The sequence below is a fragment of the Methanoplanus limicola DSM 2279 genome (genome assembly GCF_000243255.1).
In the GTDB taxonomy this organism is placed as follows: domain Archaea; phylum Halobacteriota; class Methanomicrobia; order Methanomicrobiales; family Methanomicrobiaceae; genus Methanoplanus; species Methanoplanus limicola.
The window spans coordinates 1,884,363-1,899,481 of sequence record NZ_CM001436.1; the positions used below are offsets into that span (position 1 = coordinate 1,884,363).

The 15,119-nt window shown below is 42.3% G+C and carries 14 protein-coding genes and 1 tRNA gene; 6 read left to right on the forward strand and 9 right to left on the reverse strand.

The features are described from left to right. Positions 1–37: 37 nt before the first annotated feature. Complete coding sequence (locus tag METLIM_RS09080) at positions 38–433, reverse strand: hypothetical protein (protein WP_004077903.1); 396 nt, start codon at positions 431–433, stop codon at positions 38–40. A 73-nt stretch (positions 434–506) separates the two neighbouring features. Between METLIM_RS09080 and METLIM_RS09085 the strand changes: the two genes are divergently transcribed. From METLIM_RS09085 to METLIM_RS09105, 5 genes are read left to right on the forward strand one after another with little or no spacing between them, the layout of a single operon-like run. Next, on the forward strand, positions 507–797 hold the full coding sequence (locus METLIM_RS09085) for a hypothetical protein (protein ID WP_004077904.1): 291 nt from the start codon (positions 507–509) through the stop codon (positions 795–797). A 5-nt stretch (positions 798–802) separates the two neighbouring features. Further along, complete coding sequence (locus METLIM_RS09090) at positions 803–1,324, forward strand: tRNA (cytidine(56)-2'-O)-methyltransferase (RefSeq protein ID WP_048146310.1); 522 nt, start codon at positions 803–805, stop codon at positions 1,322–1,324. Beyond that, on the forward strand, positions 1,321–2,406 hold the full coding sequence (locus tag METLIM_RS09095; protein ID WP_004077910.1) for an ATP-grasp domain-containing protein: 1,086 nt from the start codon (positions 1,321–1,323) through the stop codon (positions 2,404–2,406). Before METLIM_RS09090 ends, METLIM_RS09095 begins: the two co-directional genes overlap by 4 nt. Beyond that, the gene (locus METLIM_RS09100) at positions 2,400–2,921 is read left to right on the forward strand and encodes a transcription factor (protein ID WP_004077912.1); all 522 of its coding nucleotides are present in this window, start codon (positions 2,400–2,402) and stop codon (positions 2,919–2,921) included. Before METLIM_RS09095 ends, METLIM_RS09100 begins: the two co-directional genes overlap by 7 nt. Next, on the forward strand, positions 2,914–3,414 hold the full coding sequence (locus METLIM_RS09105) for an HDIG domain-containing metalloprotein (protein ID WP_004077914.1): 501 nt from the start codon (positions 2,914–2,916) through the stop codon (positions 3,412–3,414). The genes METLIM_RS09100 and METLIM_RS09105 overlap by 8 nt, the downstream gene beginning before the upstream one ends. A gap of 115 nt (positions 3,415–3,529) precedes the next feature. Here METLIM_RS09105 and METLIM_RS09110 read toward each other — a convergent pair whose 3' ends face one another. Then, positions 3,530–4,033, reverse strand: a complete 504-nt coding sequence (locus METLIM_RS09110) for a hypothetical protein (protein WP_004077917.1) — start codon at positions 4,031–4,033, stop codon at positions 3,530–3,532. A 154-nt stretch (positions 4,034–4,187) separates the two neighbouring features. Between METLIM_RS09110 and METLIM_RS09115 the strand changes: the two genes are divergently transcribed. Further along, positions 4,188–4,272: transfer RNA gene (locus METLIM_RS09115), tRNA-Leu, on the forward strand. A 717-nt stretch (positions 4,273–4,989) separates the two neighbouring features. Here the strand turns inward: METLIM_RS09115 and METLIM_RS09125 are convergent. From METLIM_RS09125 to METLIM_RS09160, 7 genes are all read right to left on the reverse strand, one after another. Continuing rightward, positions 4,990–5,898, reverse strand: coding sequence for a CPBP family intramembrane glutamic endopeptidase (locus tag METLIM_RS09125; RefSeq protein ID WP_245543518.1), 909 nt, complete (start codon positions 5,896–5,898; stop codon positions 4,990–4,992). A 196-nt stretch (positions 5,899–6,094) separates the two neighbouring features. Beyond that, positions 6,095–6,433, reverse strand: coding sequence for a type II toxin-antitoxin system PemK/MazF family toxin (locus tag METLIM_RS09130; RefSeq protein WP_004077924.1), 339 nt, complete (start codon positions 6,431–6,433; stop codon positions 6,095–6,097). Next, positions 6,434–6,967, reverse strand: a complete 534-nt coding sequence (locus tag METLIM_RS09135) for a hypothetical protein (protein ID WP_004077926.1) — start codon at positions 6,965–6,967, stop codon at positions 6,434–6,436. A gap of 1 nt (position 6,968) precedes the next feature. Beyond that, positions 6,969–7,301, reverse strand: a complete 333-nt coding sequence (locus METLIM_RS09140) for a transcriptional regulator (RefSeq protein WP_004077929.1) — start codon at positions 7,299–7,301, stop codon at positions 6,969–6,971. 234 nt (positions 7,302–7,535) lie between these two features. Beyond that, positions 7,536–8,120, reverse strand: coding sequence for a hypothetical protein (locus METLIM_RS15605; RefSeq protein WP_157202270.1), 585 nt, complete (start codon positions 8,118–8,120; stop codon positions 7,536–7,538). A 74-nt stretch (positions 8,121–8,194) separates the two neighbouring features. After that, on the reverse strand, positions 8,195–14,632 hold the full coding sequence (locus METLIM_RS17155) for an MEMAR_RS02690 family S-layer glycoprotein (protein WP_004077933.1): 6,438 nt from the start codon (positions 14,630–14,632) through the stop codon (positions 8,195–8,197). 271 nt (positions 14,633–14,903) lie between these two features. Next, positions 14,904–15,095 carry a hypothetical protein gene (locus METLIM_RS09160; RefSeq protein ID WP_157202271.1) on the reverse strand — a complete coding sequence of 64 codons (192 nt, stop codon included), beginning with the start codon at positions 15,093–15,095 and terminating at the stop codon, positions 14,904–14,906. Between the last annotated feature and the right edge of the window lie 24 nt (positions 15,096–15,119).

The following is a 15,119-nucleotide window of genomic DNA, read 5'->3' on the forward strand; positions in this document are numbered from 1 at the left end:
TATCTGCGCCTGATGATTATACGGCTGAAAAAATTTTTTAGTCCGTATTTGTTCTGGCATATTCCATGGCATTCCAGTAAGCAGATTTGCCATAAAATCTCTTAAGTTCACGGTCCCCGTCACTGACAATAATTATCCCCTTATTGTCCTCTACTCTGAAGTATATCTCAAGAAGACTGTATTCATATATCAGCAGGCCTTTTTTTAATTCAGATGCAGATGCTAAAAGAAGCCTGTCCTCAACTATCTCTTCTGGTTTTTGCCGGAAGAAAAAATAAAAGACCTGATAAGCATTCAGGAAATCTGAATCAAGCATCTCATTCCTGAGTCCTTCATCAAGGTCGTCCAGAACTTCAGAGAGATATTCATAATTTTCATCTGCAAGGGCCAGTATTTTATCGGCAAGTTCTGCGAGTTCATAATAGTCAGTCATGTCGATTCTCTTAATTCTGAATGGAGGTCAGATTAATAAAATATATTGTTATTAGAATTCAATATTACTGTTCGTGCGTGAAGAAGAAGAGGACTGGCTAATATACCGGATCATATGTTCGAAAAATACTATTTCATATTCCGAACTGAAAGAATGCTCCGGTTTTGAGGATGAAAATTTAAAACGGTCTCTTAACAGGCTTGAAAATAACTGTCTTATGTCGATGAATGATGATAATATCAAAATATTGTCGGTAAATGAGATTATTCTCAAAAATCAGATAAAAAATACCCTTAATAGTGATAAAAGTCCGGTGATTTTTGAAAACGGGGTCATTAAGGTCAACCCTGAATATAAGAGATGAAAAATATGAAAGATGTCTGGATATTAAGAATCGGCCACAGGCCTGAGAGAGACCAGAGGGTTACAACCCATGTGGGGCTTACAGGGCGTGCACTTGGTGCGGGAGGTATGTATCTTGCCTCAGATGACAAGGGAGTGAAGAAATCAATAGAGGATGTTGCAGGCCGCTGGGGAGGGGACTTTAAGGTAGAGAACAATGTCTCCTGGAAGAAAGTTATCCGGGACTGGAAGGAGGCCGGGGGAAAGGTTGTCCATCTGACTATGTATGGCATATCTGTCACAGATGCGATGCCTGAGATACAGGAATGTGAGAAAGTGCTTGTTGTTGTCGGAGCTGAAAAAGTTCCGGGTGATATGTATGGCCTTGCAGATTACAATGTATCTGTTACTACGCAGCCACATTCAGAGATTTCAAGTCTGGCAATATTTATGGACCATCTCTTTGAAGGCAAAACTCTTGACCTTGATTTTGAAGGCGCTGAAATAAAGGTAATTCCTACAGAATGCGGCAAGAGGTTTGAGAGTTGAAAGGGCGGGTTCTGGTTGCAGGTTTTGCAACCCGCCACGTTGTCTGCTCGGCTTATAAAGCTGGTTATGAGGTTTATGCGATTGACTGTTTCTGCGATCAGGATCTGCACTGGTACACAAAGTCATGCCGGACTTTTGAGGAGATGGATGAGATGCCGGGGATCATCAGTGAAGTGGCCGGCAGGAGGAAATTCGATTATTTTGTTGTGACATCCGGCGCCGAGGATATATCTGCGGAAATTCCGGTCTGGGGCACTGACAGGAGGTGTGCTGAAAAGTTCATCAGTAAGAGAAAAATTCAGGATTTTTTTGAGGAGAATTCAGTTCCTGTTCCGCCCATATCTCCGGAAGGGAAATACCCCGCAATGCTAAAGCCCGTTAAGGGGGCAGGAGGATGGAGAAACATGATTGTCAGCAATAAGTCTGAGGAGGATGAATGGAATTCACTGTGGCCTGATGTGCCCTATATCAGGCAGGATGTAATCGACGGCATACCGTGCAGTGTGTCATGTATAGCTTCAAAGTCAGGGGCAAGGGCTGTATCAGTCAATCTTCAGACACTGAGGGGCGGCGCAGGTGAGAGGGCTTTTGGTTTTTCAGGTGCGGTTACACCTTTTGCTACCGGATATGCGGATGAACTTAAAAGAACAGCGGAGTTTATAGCTGAAAAGAGCGGCTGTATCGGTTCTCTCGGAGTTGATTTCATACTGTCGGATGGGGGCGCATATGCAATAGAGGTGAATCCGAGGTTTCAGGCAACTCTGGATATTGTCGAGGGATCTACCGGGCTTAACATATTTGAAGCACATATCAACGCATTTAAAGGTGAACTCCCACCCGCAGTCCCTCACGCGCCGCATGTTTATGCAAGAAGGATTATATTTGCGGACCGCGATCTTGTGGTAAAGGACGACCTTAAAAAATTCCACCCAAATGTGGCCGACATTCCGTGGCCGGGGACTGAAATTGAAGAGGGAAGTGCAATTATCAGTGTGTACGGATCAGGAAAAACAGAGGAAGAGGCTGACTCTTCACTGCATAAAAATATATTAGAAATTAACGGATATATAGACAGATGGTAACTGCTAAAGAATTACTCGACAGGGACTCAACCCGTGCATACCTTTTCAGGCTTGTCGGTGAGGAAGGAATAGAACTCCTATCCAAATTTCCGGAGGGCGGAGAATTCAGCGATGAGGATTTAGCTGAAAAAACTGAAATAAACCTGAATAGTGTGAGGCACACTCTCTATACATTATATGGTAAAAAACTTGCAGAATACCGCAGAATTAAAAATTCTGAGACGGGATGGCTCACCTATCTCTGGAAGTTAAAGCCCGGAAATATATATGGTACTATTTCAGAGGAGATGCTGGAAATTCTGGAGACTCTTGAAGCAAGGGCAAAATACGAGGAGATGAATGACTTTTACATCTGCCCGGTCTGCGGTGTGAGATATACTTTTGATGAGGCTCTCGGATGTAATTTTATCTGCGGCAACTGTGAGGAGAAGATGGATCACTTTGACAATGAATTAATTTCGGATGCTCTCAGAAAAAGGGTTGATCTGCTCAAGGAAAATCTCAACGTTGCCTGATATTACAGCTGATGAGGCTATAGAGATCCTGAGAAATGCGGGCTGTGAGGAGAAGGTTATCAGCCACTGTATTGCAGTGAAGGATCTTGCCCTTAAGTTTTTAAAAAAATCCGGAGCAGACAGAGATCTTGTTGAAACAGGGGCGCTCCTTCATGATGTTGGCCGCTGTAAAAGCCACGGGCTTGATCATGCAGTTATCGGTGCCCGGATATGCCGGGATCTTGGGCTTGATGAAAGGGTTTGCAGGATTGTTGAACGGCATATCGGCGCCGGAATTACATATGAGGAATGTATAAAAGAGAGGCTTGAACCCGGCAATTACATTCCGGAATCTGTTGAGGAGAAGATTGTCGCACATGCTGATAATCTGATTAAGGGGACAGGAGAGATTACAACTGAAGAGAGGCTGAAGCGCTCTGATAAGTTATCTCCTGAGGCCGGAAGAAGAATACTCCTGTTATCTGAGGAGATTGAAAAATACAGGGAAGACTGATCCGGGGCAGAAACAGACTCTGCCCGGATGAAGATCTCACTTTTTTAAAGAATTCATTTCTGAACGGTATAATTTATCCTTTATTATTCCGGAAATACGGCAAAAAATCAGGTATTTATTCAAGAATTATCTTTCTGACCTGCGGCAGGGATTTTAAGTCGGCATATAGATCTGCCGGGGGCGCTGTATCAACTATTATCACAAGACGCGGCTCTTCTGATAACAGAGGATCTGTTACAAATATCTGCCTTATCGCAAGACCGTATTTTGTGATTATATTTACTGCCGAACTGATAATTCCCTTCTCTCTTGCATCATTGACATAGACGGTGATGACGGTAAGTCCGAGCGCATCTGCTACGGCTGTAAGGTCGGGTGTCACTTTCATATTCAGGAAAATCTCTTTTATTGCCGCGCTTTTTATTATCCTCTTTGCAGTTGCGTCCACAACACGCCGGTCTGTTCCTGTCTTCTTTGCAATGTGTGTTGCAGGTATTTCTATACCGTTACAGATGATTTTCCCGCTTTCAGAGACACCAAATCCATTTTCAAGCAGATATCTGACGACAATTGTCTGTGCCGGAGAATCTGAGAACTCTTCTAATATCCTTGCCCACATTAATATTATTTTGGCATTTTGTTCATAAATACCATTGTTTTTGGAAACTGAATGTTAAGAAACGGATTTAAATCCGGAAAAATAATATAAATTCCATCAAAACCCAAATCGGAATCTATTTTAAGTGAAAGATCATTCTTTATAGAGTAACAACGCGAGGATTGCCAAGCCCGGTCAAAGGCGCCAGGTTGAGGGCCTGGTCTCGTAGGAGTTCGCAGGTTCGAATCCTGCTCCTCGCATTTTTCAGTCAGGTTAAAACCCGGCAAAGACTTTTATAAAATCTGTTCAGACTGAAATCCGTCAGAGAAGGCGTTATTTTTTACTCAATTATTGTTTATACGGGCTGGAAAATAGATTATTTCCTCTGATTTCTCTTCGATAAAATGTTGTATTTCTCCTTTTTTTGCATTTCAGCCGGGTAATGTGATACTAAGAGGTATTTTTATTCCTGTAAGTGCGTACCCTGTGATTTTTGCTGTACAAAGAAGGGTTTAAACAGGCGGTTTATAGCCTTTGAACATTTTATTGCAGCATGTGAATATATCTCCGGGACTTATGATATTTAATAGCCGTTTCGGGGTTATTTCCGGAAAAAAACGGATTATACCAGTTCTGACTGACACGTCAGAGATTACGGCCAATCTGGACTTTATTTCCCTTAAATCTAAAGGATTTTAGTTTATACTGGCGTTTACAGAGGCGCATATTTCCGGAGGATGTTTTGTATGGGTATGTCCCGAAAATGGCAATACAGGCTTTCTGTGTGGATTCGGTATTTTGGGTCTGGTGGTGTTTCTGCGGATTTACCGGATATTTCTGAGTTGGGCCGGGCAGGAATTATGAAATTTGCTGCTTATGGGTACATGGAGATAACGAACAAAGAGTCTGCTGATTCCGGGCTGAGCGTTATGCAGTATGGAATCAGGAGAGGGTAAAAGGAAAAAAACAATATTTTTTTATGTAGAACCGGAATTTGTGCTCCCTTTGTTTATATCCGGAAGTTTGCCCCTGAAGTGCCAGAATACTGCTGCAAGGACCAGATAAAAAAAGGCACATGCCCACCCGAATTCACCAAGCATCATCCCGGAGGCCTCCGTAGGAACGGTCAGGGCCGGATAAAACTGCTGGATAAAATAATTCCATAACCCATGAAAGAGAATCGCAGTATAAACGCTTCCTGACTTAAGCCTGAGCCATGCCAGAATAAGCCCTGCACCCATGACAGACGGGACAAAAACAAGGACTGAATACCAAAGCGGACCTGCACCGCTGTATGTGGAAAAGAAGATAAGAGGAAAGTGCCATATTGTCCAGATGGCGCCCGAAATCAGGGCAAGTTTTGTAAATCCCATGTATTTTGCCATCTCAGGGACCAAAAGTCCTCTCCAGCCGATCTCCTCTCCTGCTGCGGCAGAAAGATCAAATCCTATTGCTAAAAGAAAGGGTAATATAAAGCCTGTACTGAAAATAACTGATGCCACAGTATTATTAAATTCAGCAATTCCAAAAATCCACGCTGAGCTGAACATTAACAGACCGGCTAAGATCGGAATTATTGCAGATATAAAAAGCCAGATCGGTTTACAGATACAAAAGCCAAATCCGGCAAAATTCCTCTGATAATAATAGCGTGTTATAAATGCCGAGATTCCGGGACACCACATTGTAAAAATCGTAAATGTGAGCAGATTCTGATTATCTCCGGTGCTGGTCGCCGATGTAACCAGGAACCACCCGATGCAGCTAAAAAATAATGTAAGAAAAAGAAAAAGGCAGACCTTTTTTCGTGCGTTATCTTCTCCGGGAGATATATCTTCCTTCAGTTTTTCAGGCAGAATTGGCATACTTATAGTAAACAGCTTCATTAAATTAATATTTTTGCCGGAATTCCGGTTTTGCCGATATTCCGGTTTTGAAACCAGGTTTGAATATATGTTGTATAAATCCCAAAATATCCATTAGAGCCATAATTGAATTTGAGAGTTCGATTCTTTGGCGAGTACTTTAAAATGTTAAGATAGGGCCGGCAGCTCTACCTGATTCAGTATCACAAATCCGTAATTATAGATCAAGAAGATCTCTTATCAGTTCTTTTATACATTCAAGATCTGTTTTTGACAATATGCCGGTTCTTTTAATAAATCTCTCTTTATCAAGAGCTGATACCTGGAAACAGAGTGCAAAACTCAACATTGAAAGTCCGTTTTCTGAATCTGGTCCAACCATATGGGTATGGGGAAAACGGGCGGCATTCTCTGAAGTTGTAAATGGGACCACTGTGTACATTCCAACCGATTCTGCAAGAATGACTGCCGGACGTATGCCGGACTGCTCATGGCCGCGGGTACCTTCAGGTTCAATCAGCCAGACTTCTCCAGGCTCTCTGAAATTGTTCACCATTCAAAATCCTTTCAGTAATTTTAGGGATGCCCGCTGTATCGGCCCGGTCTCCTCTTTAAGCCAGTCAAGATCTTCTAAAGTTGGTTCAAATAAAAACTCCTTTGCTTTTGAAATTCCCTTTGCGATTTTTGTATCCGGATAAAACCCTTTCTCCTGTTTAACTATTCCAAAAGCTTCGATGGGTGATTTACCCAGATTTTCGGTCAGGTAGGCATATGTTGCTCCTATCTCAAGAAGAGAAGGACTTTTTAAAAAGAGGTTATCAAGTGCATGGACTGTTATTTTCTCATCTTCTGATAATGTGGTATCAGTGATGAGATTTTTAAATTCGTAATTGTGGTTGTAGTAATCCCTGGTAAACTCTTTGGAGTATGAACCCCTGATATTCAGTCTGAAGGAATAATTCAGGCTCATGCCTTTTAACTGAAGCATGCAGATAATCTTTTGTGCTGCCAGTTTTTCCTCAAACCTGTTGCAGTCAATTGGATATTTCAGTTCTTTAAAGACTGCAACGGCTTTCTTCCAGTCACCCATTTTATTTCTCCTCTCCTATGAGCATATCAAGCCATTTTTTTATTTTATTCCATTCTTCAAGGCCGGACGGGGTAATGGTGTATAATTCAAGGTTCTCTTTTGATTCAAATGGTACTTTTTGCATCCGGAGATACCCCATATCTACGAGTGCGTTTAAATTTGAATAGGTTGAGCCGTCATTTCCGATATTAAGCCCGTTTTTTATCTGTCTTGCTGTTGCTCCGTCTTCACCGAGTTCAGATAATGCCCAGAGTATTTTTATCCGGATTAGTGAGAATAATTTAGAGTTTAAATTCCCGGATTCATCAACTATTTCAAGAAATTTTTCTTCCATATGTCTCTACGCACCCATTACAGTTTTTGTAATATGATTATTCATAATAGTAACTTGAAGTTTAAATTAATTTTTGAAGAAACATTTTTTATAAAGTTTGGCTGCATGAGGTTATCCTGGAAGAATGACTGAAAGGTTTTGGACGTTATGCCGGATATGAACTAAATTGTTTGGAGGCTTGTGGCTTGCATATCGGAATTGTATTGATGAGAGGAGGGTTGGAAAAAAGGGAATTTACAGGAATTCAACATTCCGGACAAGGAAGTATGCAATCTTTGAGGCATCCCCGATGTCAACAACCCCGTTGCCGTTGAAGTCTGCTGAAATTTCCGGCTCGGTTTTATCTGCAACCATATAGGCAACTTTTGAGACATCACCAATATCAACAAAGGCGTTTGTGTTGAAATCGCCTTCAAGTTCTGCAATATGCAGATCAAATGTCCGGCTGTCTCCGGGCTGATATACCAGAGTGTCACTGACATCATTGCTCCATATTTTAAAAGTTATTTCCTGACTTACTGTATCTGCATCTCCTTCTACAAGAAGCCGGTCATCAAAAAGTCCTGTGCCGCCGTAAATGCCTGCATCGGTTACAGTAATCCGTCCGGCCTCTTCCTCACCGATAAAGGCCCTGATGATTGTTCCGGACGGTGCAGGTATGTCTCCGATTGTTACGCTTCCGGAGTATTCGCAGGGGAATGTCGGAATAGATGATGATTCCGCCCCATCAACTGATGCTGCACCTGCAATTCCGCATGACAATATCATCCCAACTGCCAGAATTATTCCTGATATTCCGTATTTTGTTAATTCAGCCATATTTTTCCACCTTTTTTCTGATAATCTGTTTTTTCCTGATTTATTCTGTATATCCTGAACTTGATTCTCCTGATTCAGTTCAGTGCTGCAATTGTTCCTTCTTCTCTCATCCATACCCAGTATGCCTCTGCCGGATTCATATTCCTTGTATCGCTGTATATACCGCTTCCGCCGTTTACAATTGATATATCAAACGCCTGTCTGTCTGCATCCCATCTGATTGCCTTTGTCCATTTGTCTGATACATCTATCAGTGTATCTTTGGCAGTTGCGGACTGAGTGGCTGAAAATCCTACTGCATTCCATCCTGCACTAAGCTTCTTTGAAGGTGGTGTCTGAAGTGGATCGGAGCTGAAGGTTAATTTGATTTCTTTCTCACCTGAAGTTCCGCCGATACTTTCATTGTTGTAGATCCATATCCCGTCAAGTGGAGTTATAACTGTATCTGCCTTTAAATTGCTCCATCTTCCGGATGTTCCATTATACATCAGTGCCGAATGACCCCCAGAATTGACATCTCCAAAGAGTTTCCCGGCAGTGTTGTTTCCATTTGATGTGTCAAGGCGTTTAGGAGTGGATATGAAGTTCCAACCCGGTTTTATTATAATTTTTCCGTTTTTGTATTGTGGTCCTGGTACCGGTGTTGGAATAGGAATAACCCCACTGTAGAGGTTGAATGTCGTTGTTGCGGTTGCATCTGCTTCAATTGCCTCAACTTTGACTATGTATTCATCCGGTATGAACTCAGTTGTGTCAACATCCATAGACCATTCATTGTAGGTCTCGCCTTCTGTAACCTGTATGGTTGAAGATATGCCACTAAACTCGCCGGTCTGAGTTTTTTGTGTTGGCTGGAAGGATGAGGATGTAACTTCAACAATAAGGCCATCGCCAATGGCAAGGTTGGTTGTTCCGCCGACTGTTATGTTATCTCCGGTTAAGTGGTTTCCAATGTAATTGATTCTGATCCATGGCTCCTCAACGAGGAATGTCAGTTTGGTATAGGTATCGTCAACGTCTGAAGAGTCTATACAGTCTATCAGTGCCTCAGCAGCGTCTGAACCCTGAAGTTTCCCTGTGCCCCAGATTATGAACTGTGAGTTCCAATTGCTTTCTCCAGAAACTGTATCCTTCTTAACCAAAACCTGAGAATTGTCTGCTTCAGTGATAACATCAAAGCGGTTATTGTACATCGGGTGCTGAATAACTACAAAGTACTGTCCTGCTGCAAGGTTAGATGTCTGTGCGGATGAAAGTCCGTGTTCAAACTCACCGTTCCCGTTTACCGCTGTGGTAACCATACCTGAATCCAGACATTGATCTTTGCGGCCATTCCAGTAGTTTTTGCCCAGAACCCAGACTGCAACGCTGTTAACCGGACTTCCGGTTGCCTTCCCTGTAATCTTCACCGGGTCTCCTTTGGCAACGGCTGAACTCCTCATTTTGGCTGATACGGAAGGATTTTCAAGGTTTATCTCTGTGCAGTCAAACTCTGCATCTGCAAAACCTTCATTGGTAACCGGTGCTGAAACAGCATATAACCTGTATTCAGCCGGAGCCAGATCCTGTTCAGATGGCCGCCATGTGTACACCCATACTCCGTTGTTTCCTACCGGTGCTTTGATGAAAGTGGACTCATCACCTGATATTACCTGGGTGTCAGGGAATTCAGGGTTTACACCATCAGAAATTATGCTCTTTCCGGCAAGGTAGAGATAAGTGGTCGCTGATTTATTGTTGACACCAAATATTGTTATCTTCTCCCTGAATGCGTAATTTCCGCCGTCCGGAGAACTAATTACAACTGGTTTAACTGCGGTTTCATCTGATGGCTCAAGGTAGAATACTTCTGAGTCTGAATATACTTCTCCGTTTTCAGTGAGAGTTGCACTGATGGTGTATTTTCCAGACAAAAATCCGGTTGCGTTTACTGGTACTGTAAATATTCCGCTGTTCTGACCCGTTTTTGTAATGTTTGTATGTCCCTTCATTACAGGAACTGAGTCTCCGAACCGGCTCAGCTCAAAGTATATGGGGGCATCCGACTCCGAGTTTGCTCTTCCTGTAATTGTGAATGTGGAGTTTGTTTTATGATCGTCTGTGTAATCAAAGGATATACCTTTTTTAAGGACAGTGAAATAGGATTTGTAATAGGTATCATCAATATCCGGTGAGTTTATCAAACTAATCAGGGCATCTGCTGCATCTTTTCCCCTCAGCCTATTTGGGCCTTCAATGATGAATTTAGCATAGTCTGGGTTGCTGTAATAAGAACATTTCTGAATTACATAGGTATAATCTCCGTCCTTTTCGGTTATGACTTCAAAAAGTCCGTTATACATCGGGTGCTGTACAATGACGTATATCTCCCTGCCAAGAGTCTCAATATCTCCGGCAGGGACTGTAATACTGAACCTGGATGTCTGGTTGTCCACCGGAACTGTGTAGTTTTTGTAACCGTTATATCCAATAGCCCACAGAGCTATATGTGGCGGAGATCCGGTTGCGACACCGGATATTTCAAGATTTTCGCCTGTGTATGCCTCCCTGTCCTCATAGTTTAAAGTGATAAACGGCTTTTTTATTACAACACTTGTACTGGAATGCTGGACTTCAGATAATCCTGCTTTGTTTGCCGGTTCTGATACTGCATATACGGTGTAGGTTCCAGCATCAAGTGGTAGTTTTGATGTCTCCCAGTTGTATTCCCAGGTATTATCTTCATTTACAGGTGTTCCGTTGTATTTGCTTGTAACAGGATTATATGTGGTCTGTGGATTTGTTATCAGTCCTCCATTGGAAGGAAGGTTTGGTCCGGTAATGAACAGATAAACCCTGTCTGTATCCTCATTTGTGCCGCTGAAAGCAGCTACATCACCAATGTAATATGAACCATATCCTGACGGGTTAATTGTGACATCGCCTTTTGTGACCGCTATTATGGCAGTGCCGTATTCCTGCACATCTGTCTGTGGGTTTTTCCATTCCATTCTGATGGTGTACCCATAAGGTTTTGTGAATCTGTCTGTTGTAAAGGATACTGTGGCTTTTCCTTCTGAATTCAGGTGAACTCTGCCATATTTTGTTACATCCGGAATATCAGTGCCATAGACTTTCGGAACATCAGATGATACATTTTCATAGCTGAATCTGAACCTGTAACTTCCGATTGAGTAGGGGCCTTCCGGACTGTCGTGAGTTACAACGCTCTGATCCGGTGCGAATGAAGGAGGTTTAGCACCGTCTGTGTTTGTCATATCCGAAGTTCCTGCAAACCAGACAATGTAATCTGTATCAGGTTTGCCTGACAAAACGGCGGTGAAATTCTCGCCGTAAACGATATCTCCGTCCGGAAGTGTTACCTCCGGATAGTCAGTCTGTGGTGGCTGCGTGGTTGGTGTTGCTGTAGGGGACGGAGACGGCGTGGGTGTTGGAGTCGGAGTTGGTAGAATTACCGGAGAATAAATTGCTGATTCATTGATTATTCTCTCTTCAAGGATATTTTTCGGAATGAAATTTCCGCCGGGTTTGATTACTTTGTTTCCGGAAAAGTCAATCTGGCTGATATCAAGGACTGTTCTGATTACCGGTCCTTTTATGTCCGGAGCCTTGCCTGTGAGTCTGCATTTTACTGAAACATTGGTTGAAGCAGACGGGTACTCAAGCAGATAACCGGAGATTCTCAGGAATCTGTTGGAACTTTGCTGAACTGTCCCTTTTCCGTTTACGATAACAGTGTATTCCCACTGCGGAGAGTCAAGTTCTGTAAATGCCTCTATTGAGTGTGATGCAGGGAACGTTGAGTCACCTGAGCTTACAAGCTGAATCTCAGCATTGACAACAACGTCCTCTTCTGGGAGCAGTTCCCAGTTGTCCGGACTTACGGTTATCATTGGTGAACCTGTTGTTGCCGGATTTCCGGGCGGTTCCGGTTCAATTGTGTTGTCAACCGTTTTTTTGCAGGAGATTTCACCTCCGGGAATTGCATTTCCATACTCATTGAGCTGACTTAACCTGAAGACTTCCTTTTCCTCCGGTTCTGACACTTCCGGTGCCCTGCCGTCAAGGCGGTATCTTATTGCAATCTCATTTTTGTAAGGTGGATAATCAAGCAGGTAACCGGAAATATCAATCCGGTTAGCATACGATTCTGCTACACTGCCGTGCCCGTTTATCAGTATGTTGTATGTCCAGTGGGGACTTTCAAGTTCAGTATATACCTCAAGTGAATTGGAGGACGGAAATGTGCTTTCTCCGCTTGAAGAGAGTTTTACATCAGCACTTACTGAAACTGTTTCCCCCGGAGGGATACCTGATGAATCGGGCTGAATCCTTATAACCGGTTCATCAAAGTTTGTTGGAGGTTTTGGGGTTGGTGTGGGCGTTGGTGTCGGTATTGGTGTTGGAATGCCTTCTACACAAAAGTCAAGTTTATAGTAGGTATCATCAACATCCGGCGAGTTTATTGCACTGATAAGTGCTTCTGAAGCATCAGAACCCTGTAGCTTCCCATTGCCCCATACAATAAATGAATTAGAATATCCAGTATTTATTCTGTTTTTGACTGTTACCCATTGTTCTTCTGCTTCAGTGATGACATCAAACTGTCCGTTGTACATCGGATGCTGGACAACTACAAAATAATGCCCTGCAGCGAGTTGTTCAGTATCTTCTGAGCTAAGAATGTACTCAAATGAGCCGTCATAGTTTACTGTTGCAGTAACCATTCCCGAATACTGCATAGGTTCAGCTGCACCGTTCCAGTAATCCTTACCAAAAATCCAGACTCCTACTCCATTGGTTGGATTTCCTTCGGCTGTTCCTCTGATGTAAAGTCTGTCACCTTTTGAAATCGTTGATGCAGATGTTGTAGCTGTAACAAATGGTTTCTTTATGACAATTGATACGGTGTCGTATTTTGCGTCTGAAAGTCCATTTTTGTTAACAAGTTTGCTTGTTGCATAAATTGTATAGGTACCTGCATCAAGTGAGATTCCCGATGTATCCCATCTGTATTCCCATGTATCATCCGTTTTTACAGTTGAGTGAGTGTTATCAGAAGAGGTTGGGTCTGTGCTGACAGGTATCTGTGGCTCAGTTAAAACCCCGCCGTTTGATGGAAGGTTTGGACCGGTAATAAACAAGTAAACATCATTTGTGTCTGTGTCTGTACCTGAGAATGTTACTTCCTCTCCAAGGTAGTATGAACCATCGCCGGATGCTGTAACTGTTACTGCCCCCTTCTCTACTTTTACTTTTACAGTATCATATGTGTCAGTATCAAGCTGAATAGGCCATGTTTCCACTTTTTGTGCACGTATTGTATACACTGCATCCCTTGTGTTACTGTCAGTTGTAAGACCAATCACGATTTTTCCATCACTTCCGGTTTCTGCTCTTATGGCCCACTCATTTGTGATTCCATCTGCGGCATCCGGTATGTCCTGACCAACTTTTGTACTAAATTTATAGTTCAGGCCATCAGCTTCAGATTGTTTGAGATAGCTGATGGAATCCTGATTGGGGAGGAACTTTGGTGGATAGTTGGAAGTACCTGAATAGCTGTATGTACCGGATAACCAGACAACATAGTCAGTTTTGGGCCTGCCTTCTACTGTTACTGTGAAATCATTATTACGGACAACTGTCTCCTTATCTGCTGTGACTGTAACTGTATCTTTGGCAACCGTGACCGTTGAAATCTCAGACTTTGTTACACCAGTAACAGTTCCAAGGTTATCTTTCATGCTGTTGACATTACAGGTTGCATAAACTTTGTAGGTGCCTGCCTTGTACTGGTTTGGATTTAATGTCCAGACAGTTTCACGGTTTCCGGATGGAAGATAAAATAATGTAATTTTAGGCTGAATTCCGGTGATTTGGGTGATTTCATCTCCGGAAATTCCTTCTCTTATAAGTGCTGTAAGAGTTGTCCCATCCGGTGTTTCCACATAACAGTCAACTCCGGCAGTGCTGCCTGAGGAATTTCTGGAGAAGAGAGCATCAAGATTGCTATTAAGCCTGAACGCAATGTTATTGTTTTCTATTGCTATTTTATTAGAGATCTCTTTTCCGGTTTCACTGTTAAACAGTGATACAGAAAGTGAAGCCTTTTGCACGTAAAATACAATTTTTGCATCCGGAGTTCCTGGATTAATATACCAGGTTCCAGTTTTGCCTGTAAATACACCAGGTATGACATAAAAATCATCAGGATTTGAAACGGTCATAACTGATGAAGGTGCATCAGTTGTAGGATTATTTCCGGCATAGTACCAACCAATAACATTATTTCCTGCCATTGCCGGAGTAATATCAAGACCGGATTCGCCGATAAAAACTGTCTCTCCGGGATATACTACTGTGCCGTATTCTCCTGCCATTACCGGTGAAATAAGCAGTATTAACGCAACTGCAATTGCTGCAAGAAATAATAGCTTATAGGATTTTGTTGCGTTGTTTGCTGTGCTGTGCGGATTTTCTTTTTTATTTTCTGATATATCTGTCCCCATCTGTCAATCCTCCCATTCAAAATATTATGGAGAATTATTTGCGACTCGTCATCACCGTTATGTTGAATGTCCCGAATTTTCAAATATCCCCAAATATTTGATATGATAAAATTTATTTGTGACTTTAATTGTTGCTATTTGGATATTTGATTTGACATAATATAAGGATTCCTGAATCAGAGAAGAGAATAATTATGAGTTGCAGGTTGATATTCGGGAAGATTTCCTTCGCACCTGCTTAACGATTGTGAGAAAAGCCAAAGTACCTCTTTCATTCCTCAGAATAATCCCCCCCAGAATAATCCTCCTCAGAATAATCATCTTCAGAATAATCATCTTCAGAATAATCATCTTCAGAATAATCATCTTCAGAATAATCATCTTCAGAATAATCCGGTTGAACCCTGCTATTAAAAGCCGTATTCAGATTTACAAGTATTATCGAGGCGGAACAGGTGTTCAATTCAGCCGTAATATACAAGGCAAA

Coding starts and splice junctions, on each gene's coding strand:
- METLIM_RS09110 (WP_004077917.1), bottom strand. CDS start 4,033: ATGTGGGCAAGGATATTAGAAGAGTTCTCAGATTCTCCGGCACAGACA.
- METLIM_RS09090 (WP_048146310.1), top strand. CDS start 803: ATGAAAGATGTCTGGATATTAAGAATCGGCCACAGGCCTGAGAGAGAC.
- METLIM_RS09135 (WP_004077926.1), bottom strand. CDS start 6,967: ATGGGTGACTGGAAGAAAGCCGTTGCAGTCTTTAAAGAACTGAAATAT.
- METLIM_RS15605 (WP_157202270.1), bottom strand. CDS start 8,120: ATGGCTGAATTAACAAAATACGGAATATCAGGAATAATTCTGGCAGTT.
- METLIM_RS17155 (WP_004077933.1), bottom strand. CDS start 14,632: ATGGGGACAGATATATCAGAAAATAAAAAAGAAAATCCGCACAGCACA.
- METLIM_RS09100 (WP_004077912.1), top strand. CDS start 2,400: ATGGTAACTGCTAAAGAATTACTCGACAGGGACTCAACCCGTGCATAC.
- METLIM_RS09080 (WP_004077903.1), bottom strand. CDS start 433: ATGACTGACTATTATGAACTCGCAGAACTTGCCGATAAAATACTGGCC.
- METLIM_RS09125 (WP_245543518.1), bottom strand. CDS start 5,898: ATGAAGCTGTTTACTATAAGTATGCCAATTCTGCCTGAAAAACTGAAG.
- METLIM_RS09140 (WP_004077929.1), bottom strand. CDS start 7,301: ATGGAAGAAAAATTTCTTGAAATAGTTGATGAATCCGGGAATTTAAAC.
- METLIM_RS09130 (WP_004077924.1), bottom strand. CDS start 6,433: ATGGTGAACAATTTCAGAGAGCCTGGAGAAGTCTGGCTGATTGAACCT.